A 17,550-nucleotide genomic window follows, 5' to 3' on the forward strand; every position below is an offset into this window, starting at 1 on the left:
TAGTATCCGGCAGAGGCCTATTCTTTAGGTTATCTTAAAGAAGAGTTAAGCTTAACCTCAGCTTTGCCGGTTACAATGAATTTAAGCATAAGTATCCTATCCCATGAAACTAATAACCCTGTGCCGATATAATATAACTTGAAAAGAGGATGAATAGTATGAATATTAAACGAGTGATGATTGTCGGGAGCATGATTGTAGCGATCTCCTTCGGTGGAACCACCTGGGGCAAACCCATCGCAAATGCGAGTCCAGTCGCCAAATGGTCTGCCACCAATGTAGCCGAGAAAGATGATTTGCTGGAAGCGTTGAATCAATCCTCGGACCAAGAGCTGTATGACGCGCTGTACGACGGTAAGTCGCTGAAGGATATCGCTGTGGAGAATGGCGGAAATATTGGAAGCATCATTAATTTGCAGGTGAACCAGCTTACACAGCAGCTTGATCAACGCCTCGCCAGCGGTAGCATCACCCGGCAGCAATATACCGCGCAAAAAGCTGAATTACAAGAGATTGTAACCCAAAGTGTAATGACTTCATTCGGCTGACAGAGGGTACATACGCTCGATATAGTCTGAAAAAACAGGTTGTCTCCCCCGCAGAAAACTGCTAGGAGATAACCTGTTTTTATTTGGGTAACGGCGGCGATATCACCTGGTGGCCTGCTGCGCCGCCAATAACGGCATTTATGCCGTTGTTTCGCGCCGTGCGGCCTGCTGCGATGCCAGTAACGGCATTTATGCCGTTGTTTCGCGCCGTGCGGCCTACGGCGCCGCCAGTAACGGCATTTATGCCGTTGTTGCGCGCACGGTGGCCTGCTGCGCCGCCAGTAACGGCATTTATGCCGTTGTTTCGCGCCACGTGGCCTGCGGCGGGGCCAGTAACGGCATTTATGCCGTTGTTGCGCGCCACGCGGCCTGCGGCGGGGCCAGTAACGGCAGTTATGCCGTTGCTTCGCGTCCGGTGGCCTGCGGCGGGGCCAGTAACGGCATTTATGCTGTTGTTTCGCGCCGTGCGGCCTACGGCGGGGCCAGTAACGGCATTTATGCCGTTGTTTCGCGCCACGTGGCCTGCGGCGGGGCCAGTAACGGCATTTATGCCGTTGTTGCGCGTCCGGTGGCCTGCGGCGGGGCCAGTAACGGCATTTATGCTGTTGTTTCGCGCCGTGTGGCCTGCTGCGCCGCCAATAACGGCAGTTATGCCGTTGCTTCGCGCCCAGTGGCCTGCTGCGCCGCCAGTAACGGCATTTATGCCGTTGCTTCGCGTCCGGTGGCCTACGGTGGGGCCAGTAACGGCATTTATGCCGTTGTTGCGCGCCACGAGGCCTGCGGCGGGGCCAGTAACGGCATTTATGCCGTTGTTGCGCGCCACGTGGCCTACGGTGGGGCCAGTAACGGCATTTATGCCGTTGTTGCGCGCCACGCGGCCTGCGGCGGGGCCAGTAACGGCATTTATGCCGTTGCTTCGCGTCCGGTGGCCTGCGGCGGGGCCAGTAACGGCATTTATGCTGTTGTTTCGCGCCGTGCGGCCTGCTGCGCCGCCAATAACGGCATTTATGCCGTTGCTTCGCGCCCAGTGGCCTGCTGCGCCGCCAATAACGGCATTTATGCCGTTGCTTCGCGCCCAGTGGCCTGCTGCGATGCCAGTAACGGCATTTATGCCGTTGTTGCGCGCGCGGTGGCCTGCTGCGCCGCCAATAACGGCATATATGCCGTTGCTTCGCGCCCAGTGGCCTGCTGCGATGCCAGTAACGGCATTTATGCCGTTGTTTCGCGCCGTGCGGCCTACGGCGCCGCCAATAACGGCATTTATGCCGTTGTTTCGTGCCCGGTGGCCTGCTGCGCCGATGACGCATGGCGATGCCCTCTTTTTTGCCCCGTTACGGTTTAAAAGTCTGTCTTAACGAGCCAACGCCCTCGCCGGCCCTCATTTCTACTTCGGCATACGCGCCGTTGATGAGGGTGAACTGCGGCGGAACATGCCCGCAATCGATATCGTAGAGGACAGGAACCTGCAGCTCCTCCTGACAGCTTCTTGGTATACATCATCCACTGTGTAGTCCTCAACCTGGTAGTTTGCTTCCGGAAATACTGCATCGCCAAACGGCTACCGATCAAATGCCTGATTACACCGATGCAACCGCCAAGCATGCGGCCCTGCATCTGTACACAGATGAGGGTGCGGTTGTGCCTATTGTGGCTCCCGCATGAAAAGATGGATATCGGATCATTGAAATCTCCCCCAATAAAAAAAGCGACATTCACACTACGGTCAGCAGGAATGTCACTTTGGTTTTAAATATAAGGATTTATATGTTTCACGCTATAAGTCATCCTTCTACTTCTCGCTGAAACGGATTCCTGAAAGCGATATGTAGTATCGCTGCTTCGGAAGCATAAGCTTTTATAAGGACGGCGAAGCCGTTTCCACTTGCTATTGAACTTCGCCAGGCAAAGCTTAGGCTTTAGGCTCCCGGGTAATGTCCAGAATATCCAGGAAAAAGACGAAAATAGGAATCCCAAGGATCAGACCCCATACGCCGATATAGTGCTCGGAAAACAACAGCACAATGAAGGTGTAGAACATGGGCAGATTCATTTTGGAGGACATCAGCTTCGGATTCAGGAAGTAGCCTTCCATGAAATGCAGCACAGCAATCAGTCCCAGCACGTACAGCGTCATTACGAGACCGCCGATATTGTAGCCGATGATACACAACGGAATGAGTGAAATTAAAAACCCAACCACCGGAATCAAGCTAAGCAGGAAGATCATGATCGCGAGCGCGAAAAGGTACGGGAACGGTTCAAAAAAGAAGCCCATGATCCATAAGCCTATCACAGTGAACAGGGTATTAAAAAGAGCAATGAGAATTTGTGCTTCAATGACCTTGCCGAAAGAAGAGATGAATTTCTTACCAAAGTACTCCAGTTCCACATAGAACCAGGAAATCTTGCTGTCTCTCATACGGGAGGTAAAGTTGACAATACGGTTCTTCTCAAGGATGAAGACAAAGCTCAGAATGGTTGATAATACGAAGGTAGTCCCCCAGTTACTGATTTTGAGTATATATCCAATTCCGTGGGTCATATAGGATTCATAATTCAAATCCTTCAACTGATTGAACAGGTACTGTGTAATTTCGTTCTGCGGGAGATCTTCAGAGGTTAGGGTGGTTAGAAAATCGGTCAATTGCGTAATCTGCGTATATACCTTGGGCAGATACTTGACGAGCGCCAGCACGATCATCGTGATTAGAGCGAGGTATAAAATGATAATAATCACCTTGCTGTTCACCTTGACGAATTTGCCGATCTGCTTGGACAGCAGCACCTGAAAGCTATTCATTACATAAGCAATCAAAAATGTCAGCAGCACCAGATTGAGCATATCCCGGATACTGTACAGCAACAGTGCGATCAGCGCCAGAATCAAAAAGCGCCGGACCGTTAAATTCGCATAATAACGCTTAAATACATCCATTGTTCCTCTGTTCCTCTCCATTCGCTTGCAATTAGGACCTTTATAATATAGTCTACATTACCGAAATCACATATAGCAACTGCAAGCCTCTTCAAATATGCGAAAACACTAACTTTATGTCGGATTTCGGGAGCTGGACTGTTATATGTTATAATATGCCAGTAGAAACGGCTTCGCTTCTTTTAGAAACTTATGCTTCTTAAGCAGCGATACTGCGTATCGCTTTCAGGAATCCGTTTCAGCGAGAAATCGAAGTATGATTTATACCGTACTATATACAAATCCTTATAATTTGCAAACAAATGGAGGCTTAACCTTTATGGGGAAAATCATCTGCATCACCGGCGCATCATCCGGAATCGGGCTATCTTCGGCTCTGAAATTCGCTAAGGAGGGCTGGACTGTCTATGCGGGAACCCGCAACCTGGAACGGGATCAGGAGCGATACAGCGAAGTGGCCCATCTGAAATTCGTAGAACTGGAAGTCACAGAACCTGACAGCATTCAGCGGGTAATCGATCAGATTGAGCAGGAGCAAGGCCACCTGGATGTATTGTTCTGCAACGCTGGCTTCGGCTACCTTAGGGCGCTTGGACAAGCACCGATTGAAGATATCCACCGCGTATTCGACACCAATGTCTATGGAGTGATGCATACGATCCGTGCGGCGCTTCCTCTGCTTCGGAAGACCGGATATGGACATATTGTGGCAACCTCCAGCGTAGGCGGACTAGTGGGCCAGCCTATGAACGAGATCTACTGTGCCAGCAAGTTCGCACTGGAAGGCTTACTGGAAAGTATGGCTACCTATTACAAACCACAGTTCAACATTGATATCTCTTTGCTTGAGCCCGGGGCAATTGCCACGGAGTTCAACAACACCGTGCTTGGGCATGTAGCCAATACCGGTGGCATTCTGGAAGACGAATATAAGCCGATTCTGGATGCCTACAGAGCCACGTTCCTTGAACGTAATACGGAGCCTCAGACCGCTGACTCCGTCGCCGAAGTGATGTGGGACCTGGTGCAAATGGAGACCAAGCCGCTCCGTATCCGCACTTCAGAGCAGGCTGAGAAATTCGTCTCCCGCAAAGTAAGCACAGACCCTACCGGCCTGGAAGGTGTGCTCAGCACCCGTAAGATCCAGTTGAATATGTAGGTCACGCTTACCCCTTCTGCTGAAAAAGCACAAATAGATGAAAAAATAACCGGACCGGGGCAGCTGCTTGCCCGGTCCGGTTTTCAGTTGTGCCTGCGTTTGGAACGCCATAGGCGAACAACTGTCTATTGCCTGTCCTCGCGTTTCACATCACACTTATCTCTGAATCGGCTCAATCCGGTATACTCCGGTTCCACCAGTATCTGATGACCCGCCTGTAATCTGCCAGCCGAAGGAGAGCACAGATGCCAGTCTGTTTTTTTCGGCCTCGGTCAAAGCTATTTCCGCCGCTTCCTTACCTTCCTCCAGCTCCAGCTCGGCCTGCTTGCCAAGAGCAACAGAAATCCAGCTGCGGATGCCGCGAATGGTATTGTATTTGATCTGGTAGCCTTGTGTTACCGCCTGACGGAATGTTTCCGGCTGCTCACCCGCCAGAACGGCCAGCTGGGCATAATCAAATTCATATTCACTTTCATCCACCGGCAGTTCGCCTGCCTCTACTCTGCGCAGCAGTTCGTCATCGGACCAGCCGAGGGATCGCAGAGATTCTACCAGCAGGGCATCCCATTGCGAAAGCTTTACTTTTTGTACGGTCTCTGTCATCTCATTACCTCCCATTATCATTGTAAATTGGTGTTGTATTCAGTCAAGAGCCACATAGTGGCCCGGGCTTACTTCACGCAGCATTGCCTGTGCAGCTGCTTCCCCTTCACCAGAATAGCCTTCCAGCCTGATTCTCTGGCTGCCCTTACGCGGGTCCGTCTCCAGAATGGAGGATAGCAATGCCTTAGTGTAGGGATGGAGCGGGTTGTCATACAATTCGTCGCTGTCCGCTACCTCAACCAGCCGGCCGCCGTACATGACGCCGATGCGGTCCGATATATGCCGGACCATCGACAGGTCATGGGCAATGAACAGATAGGTGAGTCCGAACTCGGACTGCAGATCCTCCAGCATATTGACGACCTGGGCCTGAACCGAAACGTCCAGCGCCGAAATGGGCTCGTCACAGACGACAAATTCTGGCCTGACCGACAACGCCCGTGCAATGGAGATGCGCTGCCGCTGCCCGCCGCTGAACTCATGGGGAAAACGGTACAGATGCTCCCGCTTAAGCCCTACCCGTTCCAGCAGTGCAGCGACCGCCTCCTTGCGTTCTTCCCCCTTATAGATGCCATGGATCTTCATCGGTTCACTGATCAGCTCAAGCACATTCAAGCTCGGATTCAGGGAAGAATACGGGTCCTGAAAGATCGACTGAATGCGGCGGCGGAAAGGCTTAAGTCCCTTCTCCCCAAGCTTGCCAAGCGGCCGGCCATCAAAGAACACCTCACCGCCGGTATAATCGTACAACCGGAGCAGGCAGCGCCCCACCGTGGACTTGCCGCTGCCCGATTCGCCCACCAGCCCGAAGGTTTCTCCCTGGCGGATCTGAAAGCTTACGCCATCGACAGCCTTCAGCACAGCTGTATCGCGTCCGCGCATATCCTTGCCTTTAGAGAAGTGCTTTTGAAGATTATTCACATCCACCAATACTTTGCTCTCACTCACCGGAATTCCTCCCTTCAGCATGAACTGCAGTCTGATCCTGCGCACCCTCTGCCAGCCAGCACATAGAGCGGTGGCCCGGAGTGAGTTCTACTACAGGCGGACGTTCGCTGCAGCGGGCAAAAGCATGGGGGCAGCGCTCCATGAACGGGCATCCCGGCGGCGGGTCGAGCAGATCCGGGGGTGTGCCTTCAATCGGAATCAGCCGCTCACGTGAACCGCCGCCGCGCTTCGGAATCGAGCGCAGCAGGCCCTCCGTGTACGGATGCCGGGGACGGTAAAAGATATCCTCCACCGTCCCTTCCTCCATAATCACCCCTCCGTACATCACAATCACGCGGGTGCAGACCTGTGCAACCACACCCAGGTCATGGGTAATCAATGCAATGGCCGTATCAGAGTTCTCTTTGAGCTCCTTGAACAGGTCCAGGATCTGCGCCTGTATCGTCGCATCCAGCGCTGTTGTCGGCTCGTCGGCGATCAGCAGCTCCGGCTGGCAGGACAACGCCATGGCGATCATTACGCGCTGACGCATTCCGCCGCTGAATTCATGCGGATACTGCTTCAGACGCTGTTCCGGATTCTGGATACCTACCTGGAGCAGCATCCTGGCTGCTTCGGCAACCGCCGCTTCTTTATTCAGTCCACGGTGTCTGCGGATGACCTCCGTCAGTTGCTGGCCAATTTTTTTCACCGGATTCAGGGAGGTCATCGGGTCTTGAAAGACCATTGCGATCCGGTTGCCCCGCAGACTCCGCCACTCCTTCTCTGAAAGCCCGGTCAGACGCTCGCCCCGAAACTCGATATTCCCGGCTGTTATACGTCCCGGAGGCGTAATCAGCGACATGATCGCTTTGGCCGTGACACTTTTGCCGCTGCCGGATTCCCCGACAATCCCCACCGTTTCACCGGCATCGATATGAAAGCTGACCCCCCGGACGGCCTGATTCTCCCCATCCCGGGTAGCGAACGAAACCTGTAAATCCTCAACAGACAGCAGCCGCTTTGTCATGATGTCTTCACTCTCCCTATCTCCGCATCAGCTTCGGTTCAAAGCCGACACGTAAAATATCACCCAGCACATTAAAGCTCAGTACAGTCAGCAGGATCAAAAGACCCGGGAACAGCGCGAGATAAGGCGCCTGGGCAATATAACCCTGCGCGCTGTTCAGCATGCTGCCCCACGTCGCATTCGGCGGCTGCACGCCAAACCCGAGAAAGCTCAGCGAGGATTCCATCATAATCGCTGAAGCGATATTGTTCGTCGCACCTACGATAATGACCGGGACCAGGCCGGGAAGAATATGCCGCCAAATGATGCCGGAGGCGCTTTGTCCTGAAGCTTTGGCATAGAGCACATATTCACGTTCCTTGATCGTCATCGTCTCCGCCCGGACAACCCGGGCCACGTTCATCCACATCAAGAGAGCAATTATAATGATAAGGTTACCGACGCTTGGCTTCAAATACACACTGAGCAGCAGCAGAATCAGAAAGGACGGAATCGACATGATTACATCCAGCATCCGCATCAGCAGATTATCCAGCCAGCCGCCAAAGTAGCCGCTGATTACACCTATGGTAGCCCCGATGCCTGTCGCCACAATCATTGAAGCGAAGCCGACCAGGAGAGAGATGCGCCCGCCGTATAGCGCTCTCGCCAGATAATCCCGGCCATAGTCGTCCGTACCGAACCAGTGGCCGGTACCCGGCGGCGTGAGCCGGGCCATGGCATCCATGGCATTGGGGTCATAGCCGGACAGAAAGGCAAACACTGCCCCAAGCGTGAACACGATCAGCGTCAGCAAGGCGGCGACACCCAGACCGTTCGCAAACAGCTCGTCTTTTACATTTTTCCATTTACTGCGGTTCATGAGGTCACCCCTTTAGTTGGATTCGCGGGTCCACGAAGCTGTAGAGTATATCTGCCACCAGATTGCCAAAGATCAGCATCAGGGAGGAGAACAGGGTAATCCCCATGATTAGCGGATAATCCATTCCCTTGACTGCTGTCATGCCCAGTGAGCCGATGCCCGGCCAGGAAAAAACCGTCTCCGTCACGATAGCACCCGCCACCAGATCCCCCATCGACATACCGAGCAGCGTAATCACCGGCAGCAGCACATGCTTCAGGACATGACGGAACAATATCGTCGACTTTTTGGAGCCAAAAGCATACTGAATCTGTACATATTCCTCCTTCAGCTGCCCAATAGTGCTGGAGCGGATATAACGCACATAACCGGCAAGAAAACCAAAGGCCAGCACGGAGCAAGGCAAAATGCCGTGCTTAAGCACATCTGCCGCGGATTCTACCCCAATAGTGCGCATGCCCATGCTTGGGAGCAGGTGAAGCTTGATCGCGAACAGGTACATCAACAGAATCGCCAGCCAGAATAATGGAATGGAGATTCCAACATAGGAAATGAAGTTAATCAGCTTGTCGGCCCAGCGGTTGCGGTTCGCTCCGGCAATCAGGCCGAGCGGAATCGAGAGCAGCACAGCCAGCGCGATCGCGCTGCCCATCAGACCGGCGGTTGCCGGCAGGCGCTCCAGAATTTGCCCAAGGACGGGCTGGTGATTAACCAGGGAATACCCGAAGTTCCCCTGTGCCATTTCTTTGATCCAGATGAAATACTGAATATAGGCCGGTTTGTCCAGTCCCAGGTTATGACGGATACGCTCAATATCATCCGCATGCATATTCGGTGTAACAAAAGACAGCACCGGATCTCCCGGAGCCAGCTTGATCATGGTAAAGCACACTACCGATACAAAAAACAGCATCGGCAGTGTTTGCAGCAATCTTCGGACGATGAGTTGTCTCATACGCAGCTTCTCCCGTTCCCCGCCGGCAAAAAAATAAGCTGGGCGGCCCAGCTTACTTTTTCCCCGCATTTATTTTTCCCGCGCTTATTTCTGATAGATCTTGGACAGGTCTTCGAAAATCACGACAGGCTTCAGTACCGCTTCTTCAAGACCGCCGTAGTTCTTGGATATCGCAACAACGGTTTTGGTATATGCGATAGGATAAATCGGCGCATCTCCGGCGACGATCTCCTGCGCTTTTTTGTAAATATCCGCACGTTTGGTTGGGTCAGCTTCGCCTGCACCTTCATTCAGCAGCTTGTCGACTTCCGGATTCGCATAATGCGAATAGTTCGATGACGCTCCAGAAGTGAACAGAATGCGGTAAGCATCCGGATCATAACCCATAATATAGCCGGTCAGGGCCAGTTCGAAATCAGTAGCCTTCAGGTCAATGAACTTCTGAACCCAGGCCGAAGAATCCATACTCTTCAGTTCAACATCCACGCCGACAGCCTTCAGCTTCTGCTGTACATACAGCGAGATGGCTTCCTGCGCCTTGTTGCCGCTCTGCACGATGAATCTCAGCTTCAGATTGCTGACTCCTGCCGCTTGGAGCATTTCCTTGGCCTTCGCTGCATCGTTATCAAAGGTAGGCACATCATTCGTGAAGTACAACGCATCCGGAGTCAGGAAGGATTTAGCCGGATCCGCATATTCACTGGAAGTGTAGGCGGTCTGGATGATTTCATCACGGCTGAGTGCCAGTGACAAGGCTTGACGGACTTCTTTTTTGGCCAGGACACCGGTATCGCTGTTCGCATTGAACATCAGATACGACAAACGTCCTTCGGCGTACGGCAGGATTTCAAAGTTGTTGGTCGCTTGAATCGTGCTTACATCCTTAGGATCCAGGTATTGCACATTAATTTCACCGTTCTGCAAGGCCAGGTTCGCAGCATTCGCATCCTTGGCAATCCGGTAGGTCACTGAATCCAGGTGCGGCTTGCCGCCGAAATAGTTGTCAAAACGCTCCAGTGTCAGATATTCGCCTGCTTTGTATTCTTTGAACTTGAATGGGCCGGAGCCCACTGGAGCAGCGTTTTTGGTGCTTTTCTCAATATCGGTTTCATTCTCAAAAATGTGTTTCGGAATCGGAGTGACCTGCACCAGGGTAGCCTCGAAAGCCGGACTGACCTGAGGCAGCTTGAATTCCACAGTCAGATCGTCCACCTTCGTGGCGGTAATTGGTTGGTCATTAATCAGGAAGTTGGCCCGCAGGAAGCTGTTCTGCTTCTCGTCCAGAATCTTCTCGATAGTGAATACTACGTCATCGGCTGTAAGCTTCTCCCCGTCATGCCAGGTAAGTCCACTCTTCAGCTTCAGTGTATAGGTAAGATTATCGGCAGATGGTGTCAGGCTATCTGCCAGATAAAAGGTTTTCTTCCCATTGTTGACCTGAAACAGCGGCGCGTACAGCGCCTGGTCAATCGTCAGGCTGACACGGTCGCCCGCATAGTTCGGATTAAGCACTACCGGGTCGGCTGCTACACCGATAATCAGGCTTCCACCATCCTTCGGCCCTTCGCCCGCAGCAGGCTGCTGTGATTCTGCAGGCGTCCCGCTTGCTGCCGGTGATGCGGCGTTGTTCCCCCCGGAGCACGCACTAATCAAAAATGTTAACAATATGATAGCTATAACCCCAGATAACCCTCTGCGCATATCTTTCTCTCCTCCATTGTCTATGAGCAAGCTCACTCTTTGTTTTTCTGAATTATATATCGGAATACTCGGAATTACAATGGATGGGAATTAACATAAATGTAACACGAAGGAAAAACATGGTTTGAACTCCTTATCCCGCAAAAAATGAGGGTTAGTCCAGTACCTCTGTAAATATATTGAATACATATAATCCATACATCTATCTGTACTGGAGTGGACCATGATGAACGAGAGCAAGAAGCGGGTGCTGCTTGGCAGCCCGATTCACCAGAAGCCGCATATTCTGCAGGAATTCCTGAATTCTCTGCTGCGCTTGCGGCGCGTAAATATCGAACTGGATTTCTATCTGATCGACGACAACGAGGATGAGGCATCCAGCCGTCTGCTTGAGGAGTTTGCCGCCCGCAGAAATGAAGTGTTCCTGCAATCCTCTGGCCTTCATGATGCCTATATCCGCAATGATACAACCCATTTCTGGAACTCCAGCCTCGTCTGGAAGGTAGCAGGCTTCAAGAACCTGATGATCCGGCGGGCTGAAGCCTTCGACTATGATTATCTGTTCCTGATCGATTCCGACCTGATTCTGCACCCGGACACGCTGCTGCACCTGATTGGAACAGACAGGGACATTATTTCCGAGGTCTTCTGGACGCAGTGGCAGCCGGGCACCCTGCTGCAGCCGCAGGTCTGGATGCATGATGAATACAACCAATGGGAAGCAGAGCCGGGCGAGCAGCTCAGCCAGGAGGAAATCAACCGCAGATTCCACCAGTTTCTGGCCAAGCTGCAGCAGCCGGGCATCTATGAGGTTGGCGGACTGGGCGCATGTACCCTGATTAGCCGTAAGGCGATTACTGCAGGCGCAAGCTATGACAGGGTCCGCAATATCTCCTACTGGGGCGAAGACCGCCACTTCTGCATCCGCGCCTCCGCCCTGGGCATTCCACTCTATGTGGATACCCATTATCCGGCGCTGCACCTGTACAGGGACAGCGACCTTGACAAGGTGGCAGATTTCATCCGGCTCTGCAGGGTGGAACCAGAGGTTATTACCCAGGAGGACGCAGAGAATGAATGTGCTGAAGAAGCGGTAGAGCAGGTTGAAGCTGGAACAGCGGAAGTGACGGAGGACGGGGAGAACGAAGGACACGAGCGGACCGCAGCAGATGGTGCCGGGGCTAAAGCGGCTGCACCATCCGCCGCCCAGGACGGCGCCAAGCCTTGGACGGAAGCGGAGGCCTTACAGCGGCTGCGCAAGGAGCCGCTGCCGGAAGCGGGAGCAGACAGCATCAAGGCTGCGCATGCGGCAGCTGAATTTGCTGTATCTTTTGAAAGACGGGCTGCACTCCGCAGACCCAAGCTGACCCTGACCATGGTGGTCAAGAATGAAGGCCAGCGGTTCCTGCGGCAGGTTCTGCAGACGCACCGCCAGTACATCGACGAAGCGGTTATCATCGACGACGGCAGCACCGATGGTACGGCTGATATCTGCCGGGAGGTTCTTCAGGGGATTCCGCTTCACCTTGTGCGCAACAGCATCTCCAAGTTTAGCAATGAATCCGAGCTGCGCAAGCAGCAATGGGAAGAGGTTGTGAAGACCGATCCCGAATGGATACTTAGTCTGGATGCGGATGAGATTTTTGAAGAGCGGTTTGCCGGAGACATCGACAGCCTGCTGCGTGAGGACAGCTGCGATCTGTTCTGCTTCCGCCTGTACGATTTCTGGGATGACCGTCATTACCGTGAAGACAAGTATTGGCGCTCCCATCTGAGCTACCGGCCCTTTCTGCTCCGCTACCGCAAGGATTTCAGCTATGCATGGAATGATCTTCCCCAGCACTGTGGACGGCTGCCGGAGAATGTTTTTGAGCTTCCCCATCTGCTAAGCAATCTGCGGCTGAAACACCTGGGCTGGTCCAAGGCTGAATTGCGGCTGGATAAATATCTGCGCTATATGCTGCTTGATCCAGACGGCCTATACGGCTGGAAAGAGCAGTATATGTCCATTCTGGACCAGCATCCTAATCTGGTTCCTTGGACGGAGTGAGCGGTGATATAATGAACCTCATGTGGTTAGAACCCTAACCAGGACGCACTTTAACTCCAGGAGGTACATCTTGAAAGCTGATCCGGCTCTCCATTCCGCTTCATCCAAACGCAATTATACACTGCAGCTGCTGACGGTATTCATTGGCTATCTGATCTTCGGCTTTTCTGAAAATATCAAAGGTCCCGCCATTCCGCGTATCCAGAGTGATCTCCGGCTGGATGAGATGCAGCTCGGTACCCTGCTGTCGCTGAACTCACTCGGGTATCTGCTGGCTTGCACCTTCACTGCCCTGCTGATCCGCAAGATCGGCATCAAGGCGGTCAGCTTGCTCGCCTTCGGCTCCATGGCCGTTTCCGGTGTGTTCATCTTCCTCTCTCATAGCTACCCGGCGCTGTCAGGCTCTTTTTTCCTGATGTATATCGGCAACGGCATGCTGGAAATCGGTCTCGCAGTGCTTGGAGCAAGGATCTTTGTGAAGAATACCGGGACGATGATGAACCTGTCGCACTTCTTCTATGGGCTAAGTTCAACCGTCGCTCCGCTGATCTCCTCCGGGCTGATGACGGTGACGGTATTCGGCCATATGCTGGATTGGCGCGGAGTGTATCTGATGATTCTGATGCTGTCCATGATTCCTATGATTCCAGCGTTTCTGGGCAAGTTCCCCGGCGATGCCACACGGACAGAGGACCGGATTCCGCTCTCCGCGATTTCCCGTGATCCGGTTATTTGGCTGCTGGTTGCTGTTCTTTCGTTCGGCGTGATCTCAGAGCTGGCTGTCGGCGGCTGGCTGGTCAATTTCCTGGAAAAAGCCTACGGCTGGGAAACACCAGCCGCGGCCGGCATGCTGTCCGCGTTCTTCCTCTGCTTCACGCTGGCCCGGCTTGTGCTCGGACCCCTGACGGACAAGATCGGTTTTGCGTTGTCGCTGATTGTGTTCTCTGCATTCTCGGGCATCTGTACTTTCGCTGCCATCCTCTGGGGAGAACCGGGAGCCGTGTTGTTCGCCATCGCCGGTCTCGGCATCGCGCCCATTTACCCGACAGTTATGGCACTGATCGCTGACCGCTACCGCAATGCAAGTGATACGGCAATCACCTTCGTCGTCACCCTCATCGGTGTTGCCAGCGTGCTGGGCAACTACTTCATCGGTGCCATCACCGAAGGGATTAAGGAGTTATTCTCCTCGGGACAAGAGGAAGGTATCGGACTGCTGCGCGGACTGCAGGCTGGCTACGGCTTCATCGGACTGTGCGCGCTGTTGTGCTCTGTTTCGGCATATCTGCTGTATCGTCATTTAAAAATAAAGGAGCAGCTGATGTAAGGGGGCTTGTCAGGTGCGTTAGCTCCGGCGTCTGTATCGTGACAGGTCCAAAAAAACAAGCGTCCCCAGCCTTTACGGCTTGTGGACGCTTGTTGGCCTGGAGCATAAGCACTCTAAAAAAGGCTGCTAAATATATACAGAGAAGCAGCCAGGTTCGCGGCGGATGCAACCAGCAGCATCACATAATTGGCATACTGTCGTGACCCTGCTTTTGCCTGCGTGGCTCTGGTCTCAAACGCCTGGAATAAACACATCATACTTAGGCTTGAGCTCATCAATAGCAACCCTATATTTTCATTAGGCTTGATAAATACAAGAATCGCAAAGACAATGACTGCCGCCGAGAAAAAATAACGAATCCCTTTTAACAAAGATATGTTCCTGATTATCTCACCCCCGCCCGGTTCATGCAGCAAGCCGTCATTAGATTTCCGGCAATTACATCACCATCTACTCCATCTATTTTACTGGAACAAACTGGGATATGATAGAAGGAATAACACGTTTGTTTTGCTCAGTGAAATTGGGCAGTATACCATATAGTTCAACAGTTGCGATGAATCTCGCAGCGCATTGAATTGTACGAAGTGCAGCTATAGGTATCATCATCCTCTGCAGCTGGCTCGCCGCCATTTCCATTAAATGGTGTTAAGCGCCTCTGCCGGCTTCGGATGACTGACCGATACGGACAGTTCGCCTTCAGCCTCGTTGACCTCTATTACCGAGCCTTCTTCTGCCTCACCTGCAATCAGGGCGCGCGCCACACGGGTCTCCAGACTCCGCTGGATGAACCGTTTGAGCGGTCTTGCGCCATATACCGGATCAAAACCTTCTCTTGCGATAAACCGTACCGCTGACTCGCTAAGTACAAGCCCAACGCCGCGGTCTGCCAGACGCAGGCGGAGTCCATCTACCAACTTGACCACAATCTGCTCAATCTCAGCCAACTGGAGCGGTTTGAACATCACAATGTCGTCTACACGATTCAGGAACTCTGGCCGGAAATGGCCGCTCAGCTCTTTCATGACCCGGTCCTTGACAGCATTCGTAAGCTCACCGTTGTCATCGGTGCCCTGAATCAGATGCGGCGAGCCGATGTTCGAGGTCATGATGACAATCGTATTCTTGAAATCCACCATCCGGCCCTGTGAATCGGTCAGCCGCCCGTCATCCAGCAGCTGCAGCAGGATGTTGAATACATCGGGATGGGCTTTTTCCACCTCATCTAGCAAGACTACCGTGTATGGCTGTCGGCGCACCGCTTCGGTAAGCTGGCCGCCTTCCTCATAGCCGACATAGCCCGGAGGCGCACCCACAAGCCGGGAAACGCTGTGCTTCTCCATATATTCCGACATGTCGATACGGATCATACCGTCTTCGCGGTCGAACAGCGACACCGCCAGCGCTTTGGCCAGCTCAGTCTTGCCGACACCTGTCGGCCCGAGGAACAGGAAGGAACCAATCGGCCGGTTCGGGTCTTTAATGCCTGCTCTGGCCCGGAGCACCGCATCCGCCACTAGCCGGACGGCCTCCTCTTGCCCTACAACCCGCTCATGGAGCGTATCCTCCAGCCGCAGTAGCTTATCCCGTTCACCTTCAACCAATCTCGTCACTGGAACACCTGTCCAGCGGGATACGATATCGGCGATCTCCTCTTCGGTCACAGCTTCACGCAGCAGCCGGCTCTCCTGATCCTGCGAAGCGGCTTCCTCTGCAGCCTTCAGCTGCCGTTCCAGATCGGGGATAATGCCGTAGCTCAGCTCTGCAGACTTGTTAAGATCGTAGACCTCCTGCGCATCCACCAGGTCTTTCCGGGCCTGCTCCAGCTTTTTCTTCAGCTCACGCAGTCCCTGAATAGCCGATTTTTCTTTCTCCCAGCGGGCCGTCATGCCCAGATGCTTCTCCTTGAGATCGGCCAGCTCACGCTGCAGGGTTTCCAGTCGGCGCTTGCTGGCGTCGTCGGTTTCTTTTTTGAGCGCTGCTTCTTCAATCTCCATCTGCATCAGGCGGCGGGTAACCTCGTCCATCTCGCCAGGCATGGAGTCAATTTCCGTACGGATCATCGCGCATGCTTCGTCCACCAGGTCGATGGCCTTATCCGGCAGGAAGCGGTCCGTAATATACCGGTTCGACAGAACACCGGCGGCTACCAGCGCACTGTCATGGATTTTCACCCCGTGATGGACTTCGAAACGCTCCTTCAGTCCGCGCAGAATGGAGATGGTATCCTCCACATCCGGCTCGTTGACCAGTACCTGCTGGAAGCGGCGCTCCAGCGCCGGGTCTTTTTCAATATATTTGCGGTATTCATCCAGCGTCGTCGCCCCGATACAGTGCAGCTCACCGCGCGCCAGCATAGGCTTCAGCATGTTGCCAGCATCCATCGCACCCTCGGTTTTACCCGCACCGACAATCGTATGCAGCTCATCGATGAACAGAATGATCCGACCGTCACTCTCTCGGATCTCCTTCAGTACCGCCTGCAGCCGCTCCTCGAACTCTCCCCGGTACTTAGCCCCGGCGATCAGCGCACTCATATCGAGCGAAAAAATCGTCTTATCCTTCAGTCCCTCCGGCACATCCTTACGGACAATCCGGTGGGCCAGCCCTTCAACAATCGCCGTCTTCCCGACCCCGGGCTCGCCAATCAGCACCGGATTGTTCTTGGTTTTGCGGGAGAGAATGCGGATGACCCTGCGGATCTCCCCATCGCGCCCGATGACGGGGTCAACCTTGCCTGCCCGCACCTCGGCCACCAGATCACGCCCGTATTTCTCCAGCACCTCATAGGTGGCCTCCGGTTCCCTGCTTGTCACCCGCTGATGGCCGCGAATTTCCGCCAGCACCTCCAGCAGCTTGTCACGCGTCACGCCCCGGTTGGTAAATAGTCTGCTGAGTTCCCGGTTCCCGGTTCCGGAATCTGACACCATCGCAAGCACCGCGTGCTCCACCGCCACGAATTCATCCTGCATCTGTGCAGCTTCCTTCTCCGCCTGCTCCAGCACGGCGATCAGCGACGGTGAGGCATACCGCCGCATCGTCCCTGCGCCGGAGCCGCTGACGCTGGGCTTCCGCTGCAGCAGTTCCTCCGTACCCTGCATCAGCTCAGGTACGGGAATATTCATCTTCTGCAGCAGGCGCGGCAGAAGACCCTCATGCTGCTGAAGCAGCGCCTTGAGCAGATGGAGATTGTCAATCTCCTGATGCCCGGCGGCCGCTGCCAGCGACTGCGCTGCGGCAACCGCCTCCTGCAGCTTCTGTGTTAATTTGTTGAAGTCCATTTCCTTCATCACCTTTCTGTGGTTTTGCTTGTTCGCCGGGAGTCCGGGCGACCGCGGTGCGCCCAACAACGGCGTTTCTGCCGTTGTTTCCAACAGTTCCGGCCGCGGTGCGCCCAACAACGGCGTTTCTGCCGTTGTTTCCGCCTGTTCCGACCGCGGCCATCGCCCGCGC

General features: G+C 53.8%; 14 protein-coding genes and 1 pseudogene. 5 read left to right on the forward strand and 10 right to left on the reverse strand.

Annotated features, from left to right (window positions below):
- Positions 1-158 precede the first annotated feature (158 nt).
- Both A3849_RS04615 and A3849_RS04620 read left to right on the forward strand, forming a co-directional pair.
- Positions 159-548, forward strand: coding sequence for an SHOCT domain-containing protein (locus A3849_RS04615; RefSeq protein WP_074110360.1), 390 nt, complete (start codon positions 159-161; stop codon positions 546-548).
- A 109-nt stretch (positions 549-657) separates the two neighbouring features.
- Positions 658-1,890 (forward strand): hypothetical protein, encoded by a 1,233-nt coding sequence (locus tag A3849_RS04620; protein WP_074110361.1) that lies wholly within the window; start codon positions 658-660, stop codon positions 1,888-1,890.
- Here A3849_RS04620 and A3849_RS33925 read toward each other — a convergent pair.
- Positions 1,880-2,168: pseudogene (locus tag A3849_RS33925) on the reverse strand (LD-carboxypeptidase); the annotation flags it as partial. The gene A3849_RS04620 and the pseudogene A3849_RS33925 overlap by 11 nt on opposite strands.
- Before the next feature lie 289 nt (positions 2,169-2,457).
- The gene (locus tag A3849_RS04630; protein WP_074110362.1) at positions 2,458-3,483 is read right to left on the reverse strand and encodes an AI-2E family transporter; all 1,026 of its coding nucleotides are present in this window, start codon (positions 3,481-3,483) and stop codon (positions 2,458-2,460) included.
- Positions 3,484-3,802: 319 nt separating this feature from the next.
- On the opposite strand from A3849_RS04630, the gene A3849_RS04635 reads away from it, so the two are divergent.
- Entirely contained in the window at positions 3,803-4,642 is an 840-nt protein-coding gene (locus A3849_RS04635; protein ID WP_074110363.1) for an SDR family oxidoreductase, read from the forward strand.
- A gap of 156 nt (positions 4,643-4,798) precedes the next feature.
- Here the strand turns inward: A3849_RS04635 and A3849_RS04640 are convergent, their stop codons facing one another.
- From A3849_RS04640 to A3849_RS04665, 6 genes are all read right to left on the reverse strand, one after another.
- A complete protein-coding gene (locus tag A3849_RS04640; RefSeq protein ID WP_074110364.1) occupies positions 4,799-5,245 on the reverse strand; it encodes a hypothetical protein in 447 nt (148 codons plus the stop codon).
- 39 nt (positions 5,246-5,284) lie between these two features.
- Positions 5,285-6,214 carry an ABC transporter ATP-binding protein gene (locus A3849_RS04645; RefSeq protein WP_074110365.1) on the reverse strand — a complete coding sequence of 310 codons (930 nt, stop codon included), beginning with the start codon at positions 6,212-6,214 and terminating at the stop codon, positions 5,285-5,287.
- Positions 6,186-7,202 carry an ABC transporter ATP-binding protein gene (locus tag A3849_RS04650; protein ID WP_074110366.1) on the reverse strand — a complete coding sequence of 339 codons (1,017 nt, stop codon included), beginning with the start codon at positions 7,200-7,202 and terminating at the stop codon, positions 6,186-6,188. The genes A3849_RS04645 and A3849_RS04650 overlap by 29 nt, the downstream gene beginning before the upstream one ends.
- 16 nt (positions 7,203-7,218) lie before the next feature.
- Entirely contained in the window at positions 7,219-8,064 is an 846-nt protein-coding gene (locus A3849_RS04655; protein WP_074110367.1) for an ABC transporter permease, read from the reverse strand.
- Positions 8,065-8,068: 4 nt separating this feature from the next.
- Positions 8,069-9,019: an ABC transporter permease gene (locus A3849_RS04660; protein ID WP_074088856.1), complete on the reverse strand. Its 951-nt coding sequence runs from the start codon at positions 9,017-9,019 to the stop codon at positions 8,069-8,071.
- A gap of 84 nt (positions 9,020-9,103) precedes the next feature.
- On the reverse strand, positions 9,104-10,720 hold the full coding sequence (locus A3849_RS04665) for an ABC transporter substrate-binding protein (protein WP_074110368.1): 1,617 nt from the start codon (positions 10,718-10,720) through the stop codon (positions 9,104-9,106).
- A gap of 226 nt (positions 10,721-10,946) precedes the next feature.
- Between A3849_RS04665 and A3849_RS04670 the strand changes: the two genes are divergently transcribed.
- Positions 10,947-12,770: a glycosyltransferase family 2 protein gene (locus A3849_RS04670; RefSeq protein WP_074110369.1), complete on the forward strand. Its 1,824-nt coding sequence runs from the start codon at positions 10,947-10,949 to the stop codon at positions 12,768-12,770.
- A gap of 70 nt (positions 12,771-12,840) precedes the next feature.
- The gene (locus A3849_RS04675; RefSeq protein ID WP_178382601.1) at positions 12,841-14,097 is read left to right on the forward strand and encodes an MFS transporter; all 1,257 of its coding nucleotides are present in this window, start codon (positions 12,841-12,843) and stop codon (positions 14,095-14,097) included.
- Positions 14,098-14,735: 638 nt separating this feature from the next.
- Here the strand turns inward: A3849_RS04675 and clpB are convergent.
- The gene (gene clpB / locus A3849_RS04690) at positions 14,736-17,378 is read right to left on the reverse strand and encodes an ATP-dependent chaperone ClpB (RefSeq protein ID WP_074110449.1); all 2,643 of its coding nucleotides are present in this window, start codon (positions 17,376-17,378) and stop codon (positions 14,736-14,738) included.
- Positions 17,290-17,541, reverse strand: coding sequence for a hypothetical protein (locus A3849_RS33295; RefSeq protein WP_218619207.1), 252 nt, complete (start codon positions 17,539-17,541; stop codon positions 17,290-17,292). The genes clpB and A3849_RS33295 overlap by 89 nt, the downstream gene beginning before the upstream one ends.
- Positions 17,542-17,550 lie beyond the last annotated feature (9 nt).

Source organism: Paenibacillus sp. P46E, assembly GCF_001909095.1.
Lineage (GTDB): Bacteria > Bacillota > Bacilli > Paenibacillales > Paenibacillaceae > Paenibacillus_AQ > Paenibacillus_AQ helianthi.